We start from the raw sequence: 22,062 nt of genomic DNA, 5'->3' as shown, positions 1-22,062 counted from the left end.
CAGACGTTGTTGTGCTTTTTTGAATTTCGGTTTAAAGATTCTTCAGGAGAAATCATTAAAGAAAGGTCGTCATTGCGAGGAGGAACGACGAAGCAATCTTTCGTGCCGGTAATGCCTGCCATAAAGATTGCTTCGTCGGCTGAAAGAGCCTTCTTATAATGACGTTTATGTAAATAACTGATATTTAGTATTATTTTTTTGACCATATAAGACACTTAAGGACCATATAAGTTTACATGTTCTTATATGGTGTGAAAGCCTAAAGGATTATTTAATGAATTAGATGTTCTTAGGTGTCTAAGGTGGTGAATTAAACAGCGTAGTCTTTAATTTTTATGACCACCTTAGACATCTTAGCTCAATGAGTTTTGCAGGATGCAAAATCTTAAACCTAATACGTTAGAAAGCGTATATAGGACGTCATTCCTATTTTTTTCAGGCCACAGACCTTATGGTTACTCGCAATGACCACAATCAGGAGGTTTATTGTTTAAATTCTCCTGTTATTTATATCGTTTTTATGAAACAAACCATCATCATGGCTTTGGTTGATGGCATACTATTGATGTTTCCCGCTGATTTAAGCGAATAAACGCAGGTTTTATCATATAAAGGTTTGCGCCTGGTGGTTACAGACTTTGTTATTAAGCCTGATTGGAACGGAAAGCCCGCAATCCGATCCTTTATCGGATGAGGACTTGGAGAGTAAAGCAGGGCAGGAGGCTGCCACAGCGAACCAGGACCTTCACTTCCAAAAAAATAGCGCTAATATATGTCTGATAGACAGGTTATCTAGCTTTATAATGCAGAAGATCTACAAATATTCTTCAATATTTCCTTTACCCTCACGGATCACTTCAAACTCGCCAGTGGTACAATCAATTACGGTAGAGGCTTCATTATCTCCATAACCACCATCAATTACCAAATCGACCAGATTTTCGTATTTTTCGTGAATCAATTCCGGATCGGTAGAGTATTCAATTACATCATCATCATCTTTTATAGAAGTTGAAAGGATCGGATTGCCGAGTTCTTTCACAATGCAACGGGCAATGTTATTGTCGGGCACACGGATACCGACCGTTTTTTTATTCGAACTCAATAACTTGGGTACATTGTTATTGGCATTAAAAATAAAGGTAAATGGTCCTGGTAAAGCTTTTTTTAACACCCTGAAAGTGGTGTTATCAATTGGCTTGATATAATCAGAAATGTGCTTTAAATCATGACAGATAAAAGAGAAATTAGCTTTCTCTGGTTTAATGCCCCTAATGCGGCAAATTTTTTCGATTGCTTTCGGATTGGTAATATCGCAGCCCAAACCATAAATAGTATCGGTAGGGTAGATGATTAAACCGCCTTTTTTCAGCACTTCAACAACTTGTTCAATGGCCCTTTCGTTGGGATTCTCTGGATAGATCTTAATAAGCATAGCGTAAAAATAACAAAATTAAACGTTTGTTGTTTAGAGAACATATTAATCATACAGATTCTAAATATGTACAAATAGTTGTACAGCTATTTTATAATCTTTACTTTTGATTTTTAGAATACATTACCATGGAAATCACAAATTATACCTCATTCAGGCAAAGTTTAAAGTCTTATTTAGATAAGGTTTTTACTAACCATACTCCCTTGTTTGTTACCAGAGCGAAAGGGGAAGATGTTGTAGTTCTTTCTAAGGCAGACTATGATAGTATGCAAGAAACTTTTTATCTGTTAAAAAGTCCAAAAAATGCGCTTAGGCTAGAGCAGGGACTAAAAGATTATGAGAATGGTTTAGCTAAGGAGCAGGACCTGATTGATAATGATTAAATTATTTCTTGATGGAGCATGGGAGGATTATCTCTATTGGCAATCGGTTGATAAATCGATTCTGAAGAAAATAAATGCACTGATAAAAGAAATCGAACGCACTCCTTTTGAAGGTGCCGGGAAACCTGAGCCATTAAAACACCAATATTCCGGATGGTGGTCGAGGAGGATTAATTTAGAACACAGACTGGTATACAAAGTAGAAGATAACAAAATTATTTTTCTACAGTGCAGATACCATACCTAATAAATAACAAAACATGAGAAAAGCTTTCGTCGCGATTGCCGCATTTTTAATCGCCCTAACCATTATGCTGGGCTTATATCATCCCTTTTTATGGTGGACATTCATTTTTACCGGTCCTTTTGTACTGCTTGGTGTTTACGATTTATACCAGCCAAAGCATAGTATTGTGAGAAACTATCCGGTTTTCGGCCGTTTAAGGTATTTTATGGAAGAGTTGAGGCCGAAAGTATATCAATATTTCGTAGAAAGTGATACCAACGGTACGCCTTATAACAGGTTAAACCGTTCTTTAATTTACCAACGCGCTAAAAAAGATAACGATACGATCCCTTTTGGAACGCAGTTAAATGTTTACGATAATGGTTATGAGTGGTTGAGCCACAGTATTGCGGCTATATCACACCATGAATTAAATTTAGATCCGCGTGTTACTGTTGGCGGACCAGAATGTAAAAAACCTTATTCAGCCAGTATTTATAATATTTCGGCCATGAGTTTTGGTTCCTTAAGTCAGAATGCCATTTTAGCCTTAAATGGTGGTGCCAAAATGGGAAATTTTGCACACAATACGGGCGAAGGCGGGATAAGCGATTACCACCGTAAGCCAGGAGGCGATTTAATCTGGCAGATTGGTACGGGATATTTTGGCTGTCGTAATGCCGATGGTACCTTCAATTATGATGCTTACGCCGAGCGGGCACAAACCGATCAGGTAAAAATGATTGAAATTAAACTTTCGCAAGGTGCCAAGCCAGGACATGGTGGTATGTTACCAGCCAAAAAGGTAACACAGGAAGTCGCCAGGATTCGTTTGGTACCCGAAGGTAAAGATGTATTGTCGCCACCGGCGCACTCAGCTTTTAATACACCTATCGGTTTACTGGAATTTGTTAAAAAACTTCGCGATTTATCAGGGGGTAAACCAGTTGGTTTTAAATTGTGTATTGGTCGTAAAAGCGAGTTTTATGCCATTTGTAAAGCTATGGTAGAAACCGGAATTTACCCTGATTTTATTACTGTTGATGGTGGTGAGGGTGGTACAGGTGCCGCACCACAGGAGTTTTCGAATTCGGTAGGTATGCCTTTGCGCGAAGGTGTGGCTTTTGTGTATGATGTTTTAAATGGCTTTGACCTGAAAAAGCACATTAAAATTATTGCTTCGGGTAAAGTGGCAACAGGTTTCGATCTGGTTAAAAACATAGCCCTTGGTGCTGATATGTGTAATGCTGCCCGCGGAATGATGTTCGCTTTGGGCTGTATTCAGGCTTTAGAGTGTAACAGCAATACCTGCCCAACAGGAGTAGCCACCCAAGATCAGAGTTTAATGAAAGGCTTGGTAGTGGAAGATAAAACGGTTCGTGTTAAAAACTTCCATAACCTAACCGTAGCCAGTGCGGTAGAATTGTTAGGTGCTGCGGGTTTAAGAGAAACACATCAGTTAAGCAGAGCCTATATCAACAGGCGCGTAAGCCCAAGTGTAATGCAGAGTTATCTGGAGACTTTTCCTTATATCCCGGCAGGTAGCCTGTTGCAGACACCTTATCCAACCCGTTATGAACTGGGTATGGCACTGAGCAGTTCTGCCAGTTTTGCGCCAACAGATTATAAGGTTTCGGCAGTAGATTATTCGCACGCCAATCCGTATGGAGATACCATGCATGAGGATGGACGATAACAGTGAGGGATGACTTCCGAAGTTTAAAAGGGTTAAGTATAGGCAGAACTTCGTAAGTCTTTCCATAGCACTAAGAGAAGTCAAGCTTTAAAAGCTTGACTTCTTTGGTTTTGGGCTATTTTTTGTAAAGCAGGGACAGTAGCATTTGGGTTTGTTCAGTCCTGCTTTTTGCTGCAAGTCCTCTCCCGATGAAGAATCGGGATGCGGGCTTTCCGCGCCAATCAGGTTTAGGTGGCCACAACCGAAGGAGATCAATGTTTAAATCACCAAACGTTCCTACGGAACGAAAATGCCAATTATACAATTGGCTACCCATCAGGCGTCCCGCCGGGACGATTGTTCAAAATCATAGATTGGTGTAGGATTATATTAACCCAGTCGTCACCCTGAGGGGTAATTTATTTTATAAAAATCAATATGAGCGACAGATTTTTTTAGCGAATTCATCTCAGGATCTTTATGCTGAAACAAGTTACCATTCACATAATCCGATAGAAAAATCGTCATGGCGAGGAATGAAGCAACCTTAATGCTCACGCTAATAGCGATCGTTGTAAGATTGCTTCGTCGGCTGAAAAAGCCTTCTCGCAATGACGATTCCTTATATTAGAATCTGTCAATGGTAGTTTTTCTCAAGGTTTTAATAACGCAAAAAAAGAAGTCAAGTTTTAAAAACTTGACTTCTTTGATAATGGGCTATTTGTTTTCCCCTAAACCCTAAACCCTAAACCCTCCTAAAACTCTGCGTTTTTCGGGAATCTTGGGAAAGCGATTACATCACGGATGTTGGTCATTCCGGTTACGAACAATACCAGTCGCTCAAAACCTAAACCAAAACCCGAATGCGGCGCTGATCCAAAACGGCGGGTATCTAAATACCACCAAAGTTCGTCTTGAGGGATATTTAAATCTTCCATACGTTTGGTTAAACGGTCTAAACGTTCTTCACGTTGCGATCCGCCAATCATTTCGCCAATACCTGGAAATAAGATATCCATGGCTGCAACAGTTTGCCTGCCTTCAGCATCTGGTTCATTCTGGCGCATATAGAACGATTTAATATCAGCAGGATAATCGGTTAAGATTACCGGTTTTTTAAAGTGTTTTTCTACCAGGTAACGTTCGTGCTCACTTTGTAAATCAGCACCCCATTCATCAATCAGGTATTTAAACTGTTTCTTCTGGTTTGGTTTAGAAGATTTTAAAATCCTGATTGCCTCCGTATAGGTTAAACGTTCAAATTCGTTTGCCAGACAGAAATCCAACTTCTCTAACAAACTAAATTCGCTGCGTTCGTTCTGCGGTTTTTGTTTATCCTCTTCCGCTAAACGGGTATTTAAAAATTCTAATTCATCTTTGCAGTTATCTAAAGTATATTTTATAACATACTTCATCATATCTTCTGCAAGCTGCATGTTGTCTTCTAAATCTGCAAAAGCAACTTCAGGTTCAATCATCCAGAATTCTGCTAAGTGACGTGTAGTATTAGAGTTTTCTGCCCTGAAAGTAGGACCGAAAGTATAAATCTGTCCGAAAGCCATTGCTGCCAATTCACCTTCCAATTGTCCGGATACGGTTAAGTTGGTTGCACGGGCAAAGAAATCCTGTGAGAAATCTACTTTACCGTCTTCCGTACGTGGTGTATTGTCGAAATCTAAAGTGGTTACTTTAAACATCTCACCAGCACCTTCCGCATCACTTGCGGTAATTACAGGGGTATGCATGTACACAAAACCACGTTCGTTGTAGAATTGGTGAATGGCAAAAGCCAAGGCATGACGCACCTTAAAAACGGCGTTAAAAGTATTGGTACGGAAACGCAGGTGAGCAATTTCGCGTAAAAACTCTAAACTGTGTTTCTTTGGTTGTAATGGAAACTTTTCAGGATCGCTATCACCCAAAATTTCTACCGTTGTTGCTTTAATTTCAACAGATTGACCTTTACCTAAAGACTCGATCAATTTACCTGTTGCAGAAATGGCAGCGCCGGTTGTTATTCTTTTTAACAGCTCATCAGGCAAATTATTGAAATCGATCACAACCTGGATATTGCCCATGCAAGACCCGTCATTTAAGGCAATAAACTGATTATTACGGAAAGTTCTAACCCATCCCATAACCGTTACTTCTGTGTCAAATGCTGTCGACTTTAATAAATCTTTAATTTGCTGTCTCTTAATCATATTGTTATTTGTAAAAGGCGCAAATTTAGAAAAAAAAATGTATCAGTTAGCAGGTTTCAGTATACAGTTTTCAGTTTTTTAGGATGAATTATCTGCCAACTGAAAATTGCGAACTGTTAATTGGGAACTGAAAACTGCCAACTGTTATCGTAAATTCTTATCTTGAAAAGATTTATAGATAAAACAATTTTAGCATATCCATCTACAGCGCATCATGAATAAGTTTGATATAGATAAACAAACCCTAACTGATTTAAACATATTTGAGGTTCATGGCTCAAATAAAAGTATTTTTTCGCTGTTCAACTTTACTTTCACCATTAAAGGCAATGATAAATTATCTGAAATTTTCAGAATGCCTTCCACAGATATTCAGATCATTACGGAAAGACAAGGTTTAATAAAATATCTATCTAATTATAGCGACGATTTAAATTTTGACCATACGAACATAGACTTTATTGAAAGTTATCTGGTGCAAAATGGCAAAATCAAATTCTATTCAAAGATTTCCGCACTAACTAAGTCTATCAATTATTTCTTTTATCCAAATCAGGCATATTATGTAAAAGAAAAAGGCATAGGAGAGATTATTTCTTTGCTTAAACAACTTAATGGAGTTTTTGCGGCCTTAGATCAGGAGGTTAAGCCAGTGCTGGTTAAAGAATTTAATGAGATTGTTGGAATTTTATTTAAACAGAAACTAATTAAAGCTATTGTTGAGCGGGATGAGAAAAAGATTAACTTATTCGAATTAGAAGCGCTTGATTTTATGTTTAGGGGAACTGAGTTAAGGACAATCAAACGGTTTTTAGATTTAGTCTATCAGATTGATGCTTATTATGCTGTTGTTAAGGCAGCCAGGAAATACAATTTGACCTTGCCAAACGTGAATGCAAAAGAGTGCCATCTGCGTATTATAGGTGTTTTTCATCCTTTTTTAAATCATCCGGTTGCTAATGATATTGAATTTGAAATTGGTAAGAATGTATGTTTCCTAACGGGAAGTAATATGGCTGGGAAATCTACTTTTTTAAAATCTGTTGGGGTTTCTGTCTATTTGGCTCATTTAGGTCTTCCGGTTCCTGCAGCATATATGGAAACAGGAATTTGGCAAGGATTGGTGTCGACCATAAACTTGCCTGATAATTTAAACGAAGGGTTTAGCCATTTTTACAATGAAGTTTTAAGGGTAAAACATGTTGCAGAGAAGATCAAAGTTTCCAAAAATATTTTTGTAATTTTTGATGAGCTGTTTAGAGGGACTAATGTTAAAGATGCATTTGATGGGTCTTTATCTGTGATTAAATCATTTTCTGCAATAAAAGACTGTTATTTCATGATTTCAACTCATATTATTGAGGTTGCCGAAATATTAAAAGAGAACGAAAGTATCATGTTTAAATACCTATCGACCAAAATGGAACACAACAAACCTACATTTACGTATAATCTTATGAATGGAATTACCGATGAACGGATAGGTATGTGGATTATTGAAAATGAGAAAATCGATGAAATTTTAAGCAGCAGAGCTATTAGGTAAGGCCCTGCCACTTTATTTTTTAGTCGATTGAACTGTAACCGCCAACTGAAAACTGCCTACTGTTGTTGTTGCTGTTGTTGCTGCATAGCTTCCATGTATTGCTGATAGCTGTTTTTGGTTCTCACGGTGCTTATTGTTCCTGTGGGCTTGCTGTAATTCACTTCTTTCGGCTGGAAATACGTTTCCTGATCGTTAAAGTCTTCATCGTTATAACCTACTGATACATTTACTTCCATAATATGCTCGAAACCACCTTTGTAAACGCCTTTTACGGGTGAGCAATCGGTAAAATTCCGGCCAACGGCCAAACGCACATGGTTTTCGTTTACAATGCAATTATTGGTCGGGTCTAAACCCAGCCAGCCATATTCGGGCAGGTAAGCTTCCGCCCAGGCATGGGTTGCACCTTCACCCCGCATGCCGTCTCTGTTAGGGCAGATATAGCCGCTTACGTACCGTGCCGGGATGCCTGTTAAACGCAACATGGCGGTTAATACATGGGCAAAATCCTGACAAACCCCGGCTTTTAGTTTTAAAATTTCATCAATAGTGGTATCAACTGCCGTTACTCCTTTAATGTAATCGAAATTGTTGAACACATGAGCACAATATTTTATAGCGGTTTGGTAAGGCGTATCTTCAGTGTGCTTAATGTTTAAAGCTGTTTCCTTTAACTGAGCGATACCCTCAAAACTTTCCTGCCTTACATAGTCGATATAGGGTACTTCGAATTTTAGGGCACTTAAACTGTTCCACTGCTCGCTGCTAAACATATCGTCTTGCGGCAATGGCTTCGGGAAGGTTTCTACACATACCTTCGAAAAGATTTTAAGTTGGGTGTGCGGTTCGTTTTGGGTAAAAGTGCCCACCTCGTTTCCGTAGTAATCGATAAAAATTTCAATTTCCGGGCTTCCGGAGATATTCAGGTCGTGTTTAACCACCTTTTGGAAATCATCTTTAATGGGAAATAGAATAATCTGATTCGCACTATCCCGAACAGGTAACTCGTATTTGTAATTGGTGATATGTTTGATTTTGAAAATTGGCATATTGGTTTTTATTATTATAAGTTACCACAGATAAAAAGAATAAACACAGATGGGAAATCAATAAAGGAAGTAATATCTGTGCTCATCTGTGGTTAAAAATTATGAGTTTGCGAAATAATATTCATTTAACAGGTTGCCGATGCCGAAAAGCTCTGCCCTGATTTCTGTAAGGTAATGATGCAACTGCTCTTCATTCATGGTGTTAACAGAACTGTAGGTAATCATACTTTTTAAACGTCCTATTTTAAAAGACAGGTTATTGTAGTGTTCGATATTACTTTCACTCTTTAGCCGGTTAAAATATCGTTCAATATTGTTCATGGCATATAATGCTGAACGTGGAAAATCGTTATTAAGCATTACCAGTTCGATAATGTTTTTCGCATCAAACCCTTGCCGATAGGTTTTCAGGTATAATTCATAACCACCCAACGATAATAATAAATGTTTCCAATAGGAGATATCAGTCAACAGATCAGGATTGCTGCTTATCGAGCTGAATTTAATGTCGAGAATATCGACTGACTGTATGCTTCTCTCCAGGTGTTTGCCAATATTCATAAAACTCCTGCTTTCTCCACGCTCCATCACACTGTCGGCAGTTCCGTTATATAACATTACCTGTTTAATCAAAACATCTAAAGCGGTAACAGGATCATCCTTCTGTACGTACCACAATAATTTTTCGTCTTTTACCGCATGGTAATATTCGTTTAAACATTGCCATAAATCTTTAGGGATGTGTTCCTGGACACTCCTTGCATTTTCACGGGCCAGGGTAACGATGTTTAAAATTGAATTTTGATTCTCGCGGTTTAACAAGAGGTATTCGATTACCGCGCGGCTATCGTGCTGGATATTTAACAGTTCATTTTCGTCATCCGATGAAAAAATCCTGATCACGGGTTTCCAGGTGAATTCCTGTATGGTATCCTGAGAGGAAGCGTAATTTATTTTTAACATGCGCAACATACCGTCGCTGCGCTCAACGTACCTGCTTAACCAATATAGGCTTGATGCCACTCTACTTAACATATGCTGTATTCTAAGAAGTTAAAACCCATGTATCTTTACTGCCACCGCCCTGCGAACTGTTTACCACGAGTGAGCCTTCTTTTAAAGCTACCCGGGTTAAGCCGCCTGGAACAATCGAGATACCATCTGGCCCGTTTAAGGCGAATGGACGAAGATCGATTCTGCGCGGAGCCAGTTTCCCATTAATAAAACATGGAGCCGAAGACAGGCTGATGGTGGGTTGGGCAATAAAGTTGCGGGGATCTTTCAATACCTCAATTTTGTATTCCTCTGTTTCCTGTTCAGTTGCCGCATGTCCCATTAACATGCCATAACCACCACTTCCGTTAGTTTTTTTGATTACCATGGTATTGATGTTGGCAAAAACATAATCAAGCTCATCCTGATTGCTGAGCTGATAGGTGGGTACATTCTTTAATATGGGTTCTTCGTTCAGGTAATACCTGATCATATCCGGTACATAAGTGTAAACGGCTTTATCGTCGGCTACGCCATTGCCTACTGCGTTAATAATCGCTACATTACCTTTACGGTAAGCGCCCATCAGGCCTGCTACGCCCAATACGCTGTTTGGATTAAAAATCAGCGGATCGAGATAGTCGTCGTCTACCCGGCGATAAATCACATCTACCTGCTGCAGGCCTGTAGTGGTTTTCATAAATACCTTTTGGTTTTTAACCACCAGATCACGCCCTTCTACCAGTTCTACGCCCATTAAGCGGGCCAGGGTAGTATGTTCGTAATATGCAGAATTATACATGCCCGGACTTAACAGTACAATTGTTGGGTTCGAAACCGCTCTGGGAGAGAGGCTCATTAAATTTTTATATAAAATGGCAGGGTATTCGGTTACGCTCCTTACGCCGCATTGCGGAATAAGATCAGGAAAGAGTCTTTTGGTGATTTCCCTGTTTTCGAGCATGTAACTTACGCCTGATGGGGTACGGAGATTATCTTCGAGCACATAAAAAGTGCCGTCGTGATCTCTGATCAGGTCTATTCCGGCAATATGGATATAAATATCGTGCAATACATTTACATTGTGCATCTCTCTTAAAAAATGCGGACAAGAATAAATTACATTTATGGGTACAATCTGGTCTTTTAAGATAAATTGATTGCTATAAATGTCTTTAAGGAAAAGATTTAGCGCTTTTAACCTTTGTTTTATTCCTTTTTCGATAAAAGACCACTCTGTTGAGGTGATAATTCTGGGGATGATATCAAAGGGAAAGATTTTTTCGATGCCTTCGCCGCTATCATATACGGTAAAGGTTATTCCCTGACTCATAAATAACTTTTTAGCGAGTTCTTCCTTTTTATTTAGGTTTTCGAGCGACTCTTTAGAGAAATTGCTGATGAAGTTTGCATAGTGATTTCTGTAATTGTCACCATTTAGAAACATCTCATCATAAGTTTTGGGATGATTAAAGTAATTTTTTATAAAATCTTCTATCATTTTTCTTGAATATTCCCTTAAATTATAATTTTTTGAGTTAAAAACTAACTTTTATGTAGTAATATTTGTTTTTATCGTTAATTATCTATGTTTATTTAAGTTATTTATGTCTTAATATTAGTGTTTTAGTTTTTTTTATGATAAATTTTAATTTTTTTAATCAAATTGTTTGCTGATATGAATAAAATTTGTACTTTTGTGATGCTCGTTAATTATTATTATATATTTGGTTTAAAAAAAGCGCTGGCAACGGCGCTTTTTTTATAAAACTTTCAAGACTTATTCATAATCAACATAAACCAAACAACCTAAACCAAGAAGCTCCAGCAAAACTGGGGCTTTTCTTTTTTGTATAGCATCTCAATAATTATCGGATAAAGCGTGGCGAAAAGGGTAGTAGTTCGTCATCCTCGCGCATGCGTGGATCTTAATGCTTTATGACTTAGTAAAATCTTTTTAGATCAGCGGTGCTTTTCTGCGCGATTAGCGGGAAACAAATGAATTTGCTATGTAAGGTTTTTCCGCAGATTTAAGAAGATAAGAAACGCAGATTTAGCGGATTTTGGAGGTTAAAACAATTATAGGTTTCAAAGAAGAGTCGTCATCTCGACTGAAGTGAAACGGAATGGAGAGATCTATAAAGTGTATATATTAGAGATTTCAGAGATTTGCTTCGTAGAGTCTTAGGTTGTTCTTGAATGACGATGTACTGGTAAACAAAAAAAAGCTACCCTTTTTAGGATAGCTTTTCAATATAGGTTTTGTTGTTGTTATGCTTCTGAGTAAGTGATTTTATTCACATGTTTATCGATTTCCCATCTTCCGGTACCTTCTTCGCCAATTACTTCAAATAATTCTAGTGCCCTACGTGCTTTATATTCCTCTTCGCGTTGCTCTTTCAGGAACCAGTTCAAGAATTCCATGGTTACAAAATCCTGCTCTTTATGGCATTTAGCTGCCAGGTTTTTAAAACTCTGGGTAATCGCAATCTCTGCTTCCAAAGCATCTTCGAAAACTTCTCTAAATCCGGCGAAGTCGGTTTTAATACCCGAAACTTCGGGAGATATCGCGTTTCCACCCATATCCAAAACATATTTGAACAATTTCAATTGGTGTACTCTTTCTTCTTCAGATTGTTTTAAAAAATAATCTGCTGAAAAATCGAATCCATTTTGGTCGCACCAAGATGACATTGATAAATATAGTGATGAAGAGTGAGCTTCTTTTTTGATCTGCTGATTTAATAACGTTTCAATATCCTGTGATATTAAACATTTAATGCGCATTAAGTCTTTCATAATTTTCTTTGCTTAACTAATGATACAAAGATAACAGCAAATTAAACAGATTGTGTGATTTATTTGCTATATGAAATTAGTCTAAATTGCTGATAATTAGTTATTTGTAATCAGTTTAAATAAGGCGAAAGGGATGTAAAATGTAAGAGGGAAAATGGAATAACGCGAGACGGATAGTTGTTGAGGGTCAGAAGGATAAAGATCGGTTTTCAGTTGGCAATTTTTCAGTTGACGGTTTTCAATTGGGAATTTTCAGTTTTCAATGGATTAAGTCCATGTGAATAACTGAGGATTAAAGAATGGCGTAGGATATTGAATCCACCTCACGATCGTCATCCTGAGTTTATCTCAGGATCTTCCCAACGTGATAGATACTGAAACAAGTTCAGTATGACGCACTGCATGGAATAGAGCGAAAAACGGATGTAATTAATACTATTACCATATAGTTTTTAATTCGCAATTTTAAGTTGGTGGTTTTCAATTTGCGGTTATCAATTCGACGTTCTGATTTCAATCAACCAGCTCAAAGTAACAATGAAAAAAAGATTTGAATAATCGTTGAAAAAATATACTTTACTTAATGAGTATGTACATCTTCCATTTCACATCAAACATCTTCCATTATTAATAAACCAATCTATAAAGGCAGTCGCTGATGATGTGGTTGAGTTTGAACATGGTGAAAGTACCATGCAACAAATCTTTTAAAGCGATAATTTCCAATGCACTTAACAAATAGATGTGTTCGCAACCATTAAAGGTAACCAGTTCGAAATCGGCTTTGTGGGTATTTAAAAGGAGCGCCTCAATATCAATCTGTTCTACAACAGCTTTTAATTTTTGAAGCGACAGGCAGTTGTAGCGTGCAAACTTACCGCCAAAATCTACATAAAAGCAGTTTAACTTATCTGATTGATAAACAGAACCCTGGGTATTTGAGAATACGTTAACCAGTTCGTTGATATCGATACATGCTTTTTCCATTGATTACAAAAATTGGCATTATTTAGATTAAATACAAATAAAAGAGAAAATAAATTTTGGAAGCGGTTGGGGTTGGGCGTTTGGCGGTGCAGAGTTGAAGTCCAGAGGCTAATTATTTGATCTTAAAAACCATGTGATGGTATAATCCGCCCATAAATTGTTTTTCATTTTGAATAGCAAAACCCATATTTTGGTAAAGCTTTAATGCTCTGTCGTTATTTTGTTCTACCAATAGCCCAATTTTATGGTGACCAAGTTTTTTAGCCCAGTCTATACCTGCTTTAATCAGCTGTTTTCCAATTCCTTTTCCCTGAGCTGAAGGGTTAACGCTGATACTGTCGAGGTAAAACTCCCCGGCTTCGGTTTCAGTGTCTTGATTAAGGCCGCTTGAATGGTGGTGTACGGCCACATAATGAAGAAATGGTTTGCGGAGTTCAGGCAGTTTTCCTCCATCATAAGCGTTCAATGATCCCAAAACTTTCCCTTCTTCTTCAAAAACCAGCGTATTTTCATAACTGTATTGATTACCCCGCAGCATAAAGAAGTGTTTTAAAATTTGATTGATCACATGTTCATCTTCAACATTGGTTAGTTTCTGTGCCAGTTTGCCCATCGCCTGGATAATCAATGGCACTACTGCTGTAGCATCTGAAGGGCTTGCTGGTCTGATCATTATATTTCACTTAACTTAAAGGTTTCTGCCATGCGGATTCCCTTTTCGGTGCGTTGCAGGGTACAACATTCGTTAATGGGATCGTGCTCTAAGTACAAGATATAATTGTTGTTAACCGCTTCTTCTAAAAAGGCTTGTTTTTCGGTTAGCGTTTTTAAAGGGAACATGTCATAAGCCATAACGTAGGGCAGGGGCAAGTGACCGACTGAAGGCAAAAGATCGGCCATGTACACAATGGTTCTGCCTTTGTAATTGATTTTAGGCAACATCATGGCATCAGTATGGCCATAAGCAAAGCTGATATTGATATTCTTTTGCCATTCGATATTTTCTTTTTCGGCCACAAATTTAAGTTGTCCGCTTTCCTGGATCGGTAAAATATTTTCTTTTAAAAATGAAGCTTTTTCCCTTGCATTTGGTTCTGCCGCCCATTGCCAATGCTTTTCATTGCTCCAATAGTGTGCATTTTTAAACGCAGGCACCAGTTTGTCATTTTCTCTCACTATTGCTCCGCCTACATGATCGAAGTGCAGGTGTGTAAGAAAAACATCAGTAATATCGGCTGTATTAAAGCCCAAATGTGCCAGGGATTTTTCCATCGAATCATCCCCATGCAGATAATAATGACTGAAAAACTTTTCGTCCTGTTTGTTTCCAATTCCGGTATCTACTAAAATCAATTGGTCGCCTTCTTCTATTAACAGACAACGCATGGCCCAGGTGCATAGGTTATTGGCATCTGCCGGGTTGGTTTTTTGCCAGATGGCCTTGGGTACAACGCCAAACATTGCGCCGCCGTCTAATTTAAATAAGCCTGTATTTATGGTGTGGAGTTTCATTTTTGTAGGATCAGGTAATTAGTATCAAGAAGCTAGTATTAAGTATCAAGATTGGAATTGGCTAAAAATAAGAAAACCCTTTAGAATTAACAGTATCAAGTAATTAGTATCTGGTATCAAGACTCGAATTGGGTAAAATAAGAAAACCCTTTAGGATTAACTAAAGGGTTTCTATATATTTCGACTGTAGACTCTGGACTACAGACTTTGGACTATAAGTGTATCACTTCTCCGTAAGCATCAGCTGCAGCTTCCATAATGGCTTCGCTCATGGTAGGGTGAGGGTGAACAGATTTAATCATTTCGTGACCAGTAGTTTCCAGTTTACGGGCAACTACGATTTCGGCAATCATTTCAGTAACATTGGCACCGATCATGTGTGCGCCTAATAATTCGCCGTATTTAGCATCGAAAATTAATTTTACGAAACCATCTTTAGCACCGGCAGCACTTGCTTTACCTGATGCAGAGAATGGGAATTTACCGATTTTTAATTCGTAACCAGCCGCTTTAGCTGCTTTTTCGGTATAACCTACTGAAGCGATTTCCGGAGTACAATAAGTACATCCCGGGATGTTGTTATAATCTAATGCTTCAACATGCTGACCAGCGATTTTTTCTACACAGATAATACCTTCTGCAGAAGCAACGTGTGCTAAAGCTTGTCCGCCTACTACATCGCCAATGGCATAATAACCTTTAACTGAAGTATTGTAGAATTCGTCGGTAACAATTTTGCCTTTCTCTGTTTTGATACCTGTTTCTTCTAAACCAATGTTTTCGATGTTGGCTACAATACCTGCTGCTGAAAGTACGATGTCGGCCTCGATAGTTTGCATACCAGAAGCGGTTTTAACAGAAACCTTGCAACCTGCACCGCTGGTATCAACCGATTCAACACTTGCCGAAGTCATTACGTCAATACCCACTTTTTTTAGGCTGCGCAATAATTGTTTAGAAACGTCTTCGTCTTCAACCGGAACAACGTTATCCATAAATTCTACGATGGTTACTTTGGTACCCATAGTAGCGTAGAAATAAGCAAACTCAACACCAATTGCACCAGAACCTACCACTACCATGCTTTTTGGTAATTCAGGAAGTACCATTGCCTGGCGGTAGCCGATAATTTTTTTGCCATCCTGTTTCAGGTTAGGCAATTCTCTTGAACGGGCACCTGTAGCAATGATGATATTTTTAGCACTTAGTTCCTGTTGAGAACCATCAGCACCTTTAACTTCTAATTTGTTTCCTGGTTTTACTTTACCAGTACCCATAATGACGTCAATTTTATTTTTCTTCATTAAAAATTGAACGCCTTTGCTCATGCCGTCTGCAACACCGCGGCTGCGTTTTACCACAGCAGCAAAATCTGCAGTTGCACCAGCAGTAGTAATTCCGTAATCAGCAGCATGATTAATATATTCGAAAACCTGAGCACTTTTTAAAAGTGCTTTAGTAGGGATACAGCCCCAGTTTAAACAAATACCACCTAATGATTCACGCTCAACAATTGCAACTTTTAGTCCCAACTGAGAAGCTCTGATTGCAGCTACGTAACCACCTGGGCCGCTGCCTAAAACAATAACGTCGTAATTCATCTGTTTTTAATCTATTTTAAAGAGATTTGTTTTTAATTGTTTTATACCTGTAATCTGCTTCATTATCCCTTAATATGGGTTGCCTACAACCTGATTACAAAGGTTAAAAGATTTTCATCTCGCAACAATCGCTCAAAACTAAAAAAAAAATGTCAATTGAATAGGGCAATGTTGAGATAGCTTTTAAAAATTACAATGGATGAATATTGCTTTGAATATTTTATGCTAAAACAATAGCTATAATCAAGTTGATTTACAGAATAATATATTGATGGGGTAACAAAAAGTTAAATAACCGGGATGTTATGGTTGAAAAAATGGCGTTAATATATATTATTCGAAAAATACCAATATTAACATAAGTTTTATGCTTAAATTATAATCAACTGATTGTTTCGTTATTAAAAATTTAGCTTTATTATCAAAGTGTTGATAAACTGAAAGTTATAATCTGCGCAATATGTGTTAAATGTTGAAAAGTTTTGTCTGACTTAATAATTATTTAACATTGAATGTTAAAATGTGTTAAATTTTATTGGGTACATTTGCGGAATAATATCATTAATTAGATTACTCAACAACAAAAAAACATTTAAAAAAACAAAGTATGAAGAAATCTTTACTTTTAAGATTAGTACTGGTTATTGTTACATTTGTAGGTATTACTGTTGGTGCGAAAGCACAGGTAACCACATCGTCAATGACAGGAACCATTAAAGACGCCAAAGGCGCCTTACCTGGTGCAAGTGTTAAAGCAACACATACGCCAACGGGTACAGTATATTCTGTGTCTACCAATAGCGATGGTCGTTTTACCATTGGTGGTATGCGTGTTGGTGGGCCTTATACCATTGAAGTTAGTTTTGTTGGTTACAGACCTGAAAAATTAACTGAAGTTTACTTAAAAATAGGTGAGCCTTATTTGGTAAACTTAACTTTAACTGACAATAGTTCAACATTATCTGAGGTTAAAGTTGTTGGTCAAAGCGCTAATAGTATTTTGAATTCAAACAAAAATGGAACTTCTACAGTAATTTCAAGGCAGCAAATTCAATCGTTACCTACGATTACACGTAGCGTTAACGACTTAACCCGTTTAACGCCACAATCTTCGGGCACTCAGGGTGCTATTGGTGGTGGTAACTATCGCTCTAACAATTTTACTGTAGATGGTGCTAACTTTAACAACCAATTTGGCATCGGTCAAAACATTCCTGCGGGTGGTTCTCCAATCTCAATTGATGCGTTAGAGCAAATCTCGATCAATGTAACACCTTACGATGTTCGTCAAACAGGTTTTACTGGTGGTTCAATTTCTGCTGTAACACGTTCAGGTACCAACACTTTCCAAGGTAGTGCTTTCTATACCATGCGTGGTGAAGAACAACAAGGTAAAAGAATTGGTGAGACGTATCGTATTCCTGATGCTTCAATTCAAAAATTGGACGAGAAAAATTATGGATTTAGTTTAGGTGGGCCGATTGTAAAAAATAAATTGTTCTTTTTTGTTAATTACGAAAAAAAGCATACTATTCAACCAGGAACAACAAGAATAGCTTCTTCCCCTGGCTTGCCATACGGAGCTCCAGGTACCCCGAATACTGTTGTGCCGGCTAGTCAATTGCTTTTGAACGAAATTTCTTCGTATTTAGATGCTAAATATGGTTATAAAACAGGACCATATCAAGGATATTCAAATGTAAGTGATAACGAAAAAATGTTTGCCCGCTTAGACTGGAATATTACTAAAAATCATCGTTTTAGTGTAAGGTATAATCAGGTTGAAAGTCAAAGCCCTTCTCCAGCGAGTACATCTGTAACCAACTCAGGAGTTACTGGTGCGTTGAGTTATAACAATAATAGGTCGGGTACTGCAAATAATGCGGGATTACCTTTTTATAATTCTAATTATTACCAAGCGGCAAACCTATATTCTGCAGTTGCTGAGTTGACGTCGAACTTTGGTAGCAAACTAACAAATGTTGCACGTGCTACTTACTCGCATCAAAACGATCCAAGAAATTCGGATAGTTCTCCATTTCCTTTAGTTGATATCTTGGATGGAACTCAAAATGCTTCAAATGCAGGAAATGTTTTGACCACTTTTGGGTACGAACCATTCACTTACGGGAACTTAAGAGATGTTAAAGGATATACTTATTCTGATGACTTGAGCTTAGCTTTAGGAAAGCATAATATTACCTTAGGTTTGCAAGCGGAATTCAGTACTACTAAAAATGGATTTCAGCGTTTTGGTACTGGTTTCTATACTTTCAAATCATGGGATGACTTCAAAAATGGAGCTAAGCCACTACAATATTCTGTAACTTATCCATTAACTGCTGATGGTTCTCAAGCCTTCCCTAGCTTTAAGTTCGCTCAATATTCAGCGTATTTACAGGATGAATTTACCGTTTCTGATCGCTTAAAATTAACTGCTGGTTTACGTATTGAACAAGCAACTTATCCGGACGCTCCAGAAATTCAAACACATCCTTTAGTAGCTGCTCAAACTTTTCATGATGGAAGAAAAGTAGATACAGGTGTTTTACCTGAAAATAGATTATCATATTCGCCACGTTTTGGTTTTAACTGGGACGTTATGGGAGATCGTTCGTTACAAGTTCGTGGTGGAACAGGTATATTTACTGGCCGTGTTCCTTTTGTATGGATTGTATCACAATCTAGTGATGCAGGTTTACTACAATATTTACAAACTTATTCAAGCCTTAGTGGTGGAATTGTTCCCTCATTTAATCCAAGTATTGCTCCGAACTTACTTACCGCGACTAAACCAGCAGCTGGAACAAGTATACCAGGAACGATTAGTGTTATGGCTCCTGATTTGAAATTCCCTCAGACCTGGAAATCAAGTTTAGCATTTGATGTTAAATTACCTTGGGGAATTGTAGGAACATTAGAAGGTATTTATGGTAAAGATTTAAATGTCGCTGTTGCTAAAAACATCAACTTGGTAAATCCAACTACAACTAATATCTCAGGTTATCCAGATAATAGACCATTATATCCTAGCTCTGTTGCTGGAAGACAAGAGGTAGACATCAACAGTGCTGGTATTCCAACTACTAACGGAACATCTGCATTAAACGTAACAGAGATGACCAATGCTAAAGGCGGTTATAACTGGATGATTACTGGTCAGTTAACTAAGCAATTTAATAGTGGAATATCAGCAATGCTTGCTTATACACGTTCTGATCAACGTAATTATGGAGATGGTGGCGGAGATCAGCTAGGTAACTTATGGTCTATCCCAGCAACATCTACCAATCCTAATATACCAACTTTGAGTTATTCTCAAAATTTAAATCCAGATCGCATTATCGCAAGTGTATCTTATAGAAAAGAATATTTGAAGAACCTTGCTACTTCATTCTCATTGTTTTATGAGGGGTCTCAACAAGGAAGATATTCGTATGTTTATGGAGCTGATTACAATAGAGATGGTGTTTCTGGAAATGACTTGATTTATATCCCTAAAGATGCATCTGAAATAAATTTTGTTGCTGTACCAGCCAACTTAGTAAGTACTTCTACTGTAACCAGAGCATATCCTAGATCATATACTGCTGCAGAACAAAGTGCTATTTTTGAAACTTATATAGCGCAGGATCCATATTTGAGCAAACATAGGGGCGAATATGCGCAACGTAATGCGGCAACCTCTCCATGGAGAAATCAATTCGATTTAAGAATCACTCAACAAATCTTCAAGAATTACGGTAAGTCAAAAAATACTTTTGAATTTACAGCTGATATTTTCAACGTTGGTAATTTGTTGAACCGTAAATGGGGTAACGTAAACTTTGTTAATAATGCATCTATTTTGGTTCCTCAAAATGCTGCATTAGTTAATGGAACTACAAAACCAACATTTATTCTAGGTGCGGCACAAGGTGATATCGTTAGAAATACCTTTGGCACATCTCAAACCATTTTATCTACATATTATATGCAGTTTGGTGTTCGTTATATTTTTAACTAATACCTACTAAATTATATAAAAACAAAAGCCCCGATCATTCGATCGGGGCTTTTGTTTTTTACCACCATTTTAAAACAAGCTAATTATCTATTCAGGGAAGTATTTCGTGTAATAAACTAACTACTTCATGTAAAAAACAATAGTTGCTTAATAGTAGATAAGTATTTTTATAACGGAAAACAAAATACTATTATGAAACGCACGCTCTCTACGAAAATATTCCTTTTCGCCAATTAGATTATAATGTTTTGCTTTTAAGCAGTTCATCCCTCCTAATCTGATTCAATTTAATACCTAAACTTTTGTGCTTTCTATAATAGATCATCCATTGTTTTACCTAACGATTAAATCTATATGAATTAAAATTTAAAACATTTAAACATGAAAAAAATCTATTACGCTTTCTTTTTACTCATCACAATTCTTAGTGCTTGTAAAAAAGATAATGGCCGTGCAGAAAATAATACTGAAATACCCATTGAAATTATTCAAAAGTTAAAAGCAGCTGGATTTGATACTACCGAAGGATTACATAAGCATGGCGATGGTTATATTGTAGAAGGCGATATTTTATTGACGAAAACTGATATTGATGGTTTAAGTGAAAATCCTAAGTCGAAAATTACTCTTGGCTTGAATATTAAAGATCGATTATTACAATCTAAAGATCCCGTTGGCCATTATGTATCTAACTTATTAACTGCTAATAGTGGAGTTAAGAATATCAGCATCTATATACCTCCCTCTTTTCAACAATACATTATAGATGGATTAGATTTGGCGATAGCAAGATATAATGCGTTAGAATTCGGCTTAACATTTTCACGAAGTATGAGCTCATCCTCTGCTAACATTGTAATATCAACAACTTTTATTGATCCAAATAATAAACCAAGTAATGTAACTGCTTACCTAATGGCATCCGGTTTGCCTTCAAATGGAAATCCGTATAATCAAATTTTGGTTAATACTTATTATTACAATACCTCTTCTTTTTATTCTGACATTGCCTCTACTTTTGCTCATGAGATTGGTCATGCTATTGGATTTAGGCATACGGATTATATGAACAGAGCATTCAGTTGTGGTCAAGTAACTCAAGGGAATAATGAAGGAGGCAATGCAAATCATGTTAGAGGAACATCGCCAGATCCTGTAAGTGGGTCTTGGATGTTAGCATGTGCAAATGGAGTTGATAGACCATTTATTGATGAAGATATATTGGCTTTAAATGGAACATATCCAAGATTAAGAAATGTATATGTGAAGCAAGTTAACACACTAATAAGTGATGAAAGTTACCTAATTGGATGCTGTGATGATCGTACCTTATTAAGTACTAATTTTACATTAGAATTTTATCAGGATCAAAATTTAACAGTACCGTATACAACAAGTAATAACTTTGTAGTCAAAGTATTCGAATACTCTGGTAGTTCGCAGTTGACCAGAGTATTTTTAGTTCCCAATGGTGCTACCTCTTATGATTTAGGTACTTTTGTAACAGATATTACATATTCTTATGGAACCGAAATACAAAATAATACGAGCGGTTATTCTTTAGCCCCTTTTGGTGGTTACCATTTGGCGCCTTAGAGTTTTATAAAATTAAAATTAGTTCTACCTAACCATAATTTTCATAA

At 37.3% G+C, this 22,062-nt stretch carries 16 protein-coding genes; 6 read left to right on the top strand and 10 right to left on the bottom strand.

The window, feature by feature from the left end:
- Window positions 1–814: 814 nt before the first annotated feature.
- Window positions 815–1,435 (bottom strand): L-threonylcarbamoyladenylate synthase, encoded by a 621-nt coding sequence (locus tag IM793_RS17340; protein ID WP_193423512.1) that lies wholly within the window; start codon window positions 1,433–1,435, stop codon window positions 815–817.
- A 128-nt stretch (window positions 1,436–1,563) separates the two neighbouring features.
- Here IM793_RS17340 and IM793_RS17335 point away from each other — a divergent pair, with 128 nt between their 5' ends.
- Genes IM793_RS17335 through IM793_RS17325 form a run of 3 tightly spaced genes read left to right on the top strand, consistent with a single transcriptional unit; the run spans window position 1,564 to window position 3,743 of the window.
- Entirely contained in the window at window positions 1,564–1,821 is a 258-nt protein-coding gene (locus IM793_RS17335) for a type II toxin-antitoxin system Phd/YefM family antitoxin (RefSeq protein ID WP_193423510.1), read from the top strand.
- On the top strand, window positions 1,814–2,068 hold the full coding sequence (locus IM793_RS17330; RefSeq protein WP_193423508.1) for a Txe/YoeB family addiction module toxin: 255 nt from the start codon (window positions 1,814–1,816) through the stop codon (window positions 2,066–2,068). Before IM793_RS17335 ends, IM793_RS17330 begins: the two co-directional genes overlap by 8 nt.
- 13 nt (window positions 2,069–2,081) lie before the next feature.
- The gene (locus IM793_RS17325) at window positions 2,082–3,743 is read left to right on the top strand and encodes an FMN-binding glutamate synthase family protein (RefSeq protein ID WP_193423506.1); all 1,662 of its coding nucleotides are present in this window, start codon (window positions 2,082–2,084) and stop codon (window positions 3,741–3,743) included.
- A 734-nt stretch (window positions 3,744–4,477) separates the two neighbouring features.
- Here IM793_RS17325 and asnS read toward each other — a convergent pair.
- Window positions 4,478–5,926 (bottom strand): asparagine--tRNA ligase, encoded by a 1,449-nt coding sequence (gene asnS / locus IM793_RS17320; protein ID WP_193423504.1) that lies wholly within the window; start codon window positions 5,924–5,926, stop codon window positions 4,478–4,480.
- A gap of 214 nt (window positions 5,927–6,140) precedes the next feature.
- Between asnS and IM793_RS17315 the strand changes: the two genes are divergently transcribed.
- Window positions 6,141–7,472 (top strand): hypothetical protein, encoded by a 1,332-nt coding sequence (locus tag IM793_RS17315; RefSeq protein ID WP_193423502.1) that lies wholly within the window; start codon window positions 6,141–6,143, stop codon window positions 7,470–7,472.
- Window positions 7,473–7,528: 56 nt separating this feature from the next.
- Here IM793_RS17315 and IM793_RS17310 read toward each other — a convergent pair whose 3' ends face one another.
- The 8 genes from IM793_RS17310 to lpdA all read right to left on the bottom strand — a co-directional run bounded on the left by IM793_RS17310 (window position 7,529) and on the right by lpdA (window position 16,413).
- Complete coding sequence (locus tag IM793_RS17310; protein ID WP_193423500.1) at window positions 7,529–8,521, bottom strand: transglutaminase family protein; 993 nt, start codon at window positions 8,519–8,521, stop codon at window positions 7,529–7,531.
- 99 nt (window positions 8,522–8,620) lie between these two features.
- Window positions 8,621–9,556 (bottom strand): alpha-E domain-containing protein, encoded by a 936-nt coding sequence (locus IM793_RS17305; RefSeq protein ID WP_131534150.1) that lies wholly within the window; start codon window positions 9,554–9,556, stop codon window positions 8,621–8,623.
- A 10-nt stretch (window positions 9,557–9,566) separates the two neighbouring features.
- Window positions 9,567–11,015 carry a circularly permuted type 2 ATP-grasp protein gene (locus tag IM793_RS17300; protein ID WP_193423498.1) on the bottom strand — a complete coding sequence of 483 codons (1,449 nt, stop codon included), beginning with the start codon at window positions 11,013–11,015 and terminating at the stop codon, window positions 9,567–9,569.
- Between the two features lie 770 nt (window positions 11,016–11,785).
- Entirely contained in the window at window positions 11,786–12,313 is a 528-nt protein-coding gene (locus IM793_RS17295; protein WP_132396501.1) for a ferritin, read from the bottom strand.
- 627 nt (window positions 12,314–12,940) lie between these two features.
- Window positions 12,941–13,300 (bottom strand): hypothetical protein, encoded by a 360-nt coding sequence (locus tag IM793_RS17290; RefSeq protein WP_132396499.1) that lies wholly within the window; start codon window positions 13,298–13,300, stop codon window positions 12,941–12,943.
- Between the two features lie 112 nt (window positions 13,301–13,412).
- The gene (locus IM793_RS17285) at window positions 13,413–13,973 is read right to left on the bottom strand and encodes a GNAT family N-acetyltransferase (protein ID WP_193423496.1); all 561 of its coding nucleotides are present in this window, start codon (window positions 13,971–13,973) and stop codon (window positions 13,413–13,415) included.
- Window positions 13,973–14,812 carry an MBL fold metallo-hydrolase gene (locus IM793_RS17280; protein WP_193423494.1) on the bottom strand — a complete coding sequence of 280 codons (840 nt, stop codon included), beginning with the start codon at window positions 14,810–14,812 and terminating at the stop codon, window positions 13,973–13,975. The genes IM793_RS17285 and IM793_RS17280 overlap by 1 nt, the downstream gene beginning before the upstream one ends.
- Window positions 14,813–15,024: 212 nt before the next feature.
- Complete coding sequence (gene lpdA / locus IM793_RS17275) at window positions 15,025–16,413, bottom strand: dihydrolipoyl dehydrogenase (protein ID WP_132396493.1); 1,389 nt, start codon at window positions 16,411–16,413, stop codon at window positions 15,025–15,027.
- A 607-nt stretch (window positions 16,414–17,020) separates the two neighbouring features.
- On the opposite strand from lpdA, the gene IM793_RS17270 reads away from it, so the two are divergent.
- Entirely contained in the window at window positions 17,021–20,419 is a 3,399-nt protein-coding gene (locus IM793_RS17270; protein ID WP_193423491.1) for a TonB-dependent receptor domain-containing protein, read from the top strand.
- A 381-nt stretch (window positions 20,420–20,800) separates the two neighbouring features.
- Window positions 20,801–22,015 carry a M57 family metalloprotease gene (locus IM793_RS17265; RefSeq protein WP_193423490.1) on the top strand — a complete coding sequence of 405 codons (1,215 nt, stop codon included), beginning with the start codon at window positions 20,801–20,803 and terminating at the stop codon, window positions 22,013–22,015.
- Window positions 22,016–22,062: the final 47 nt, after the last annotated feature.

The organism is Pedobacter sp. MR2016-19 (assembly GCF_014947265.1).
GTDB lineage: Bacteria > Bacteroidota > Bacteroidia > Sphingobacteriales > Sphingobacteriaceae > Pedobacter.
The sequence above is the reverse complement of the archived record's forward strand: the minus strand, read 5'-3'. Positions and strand labels throughout refer to the sequence as shown.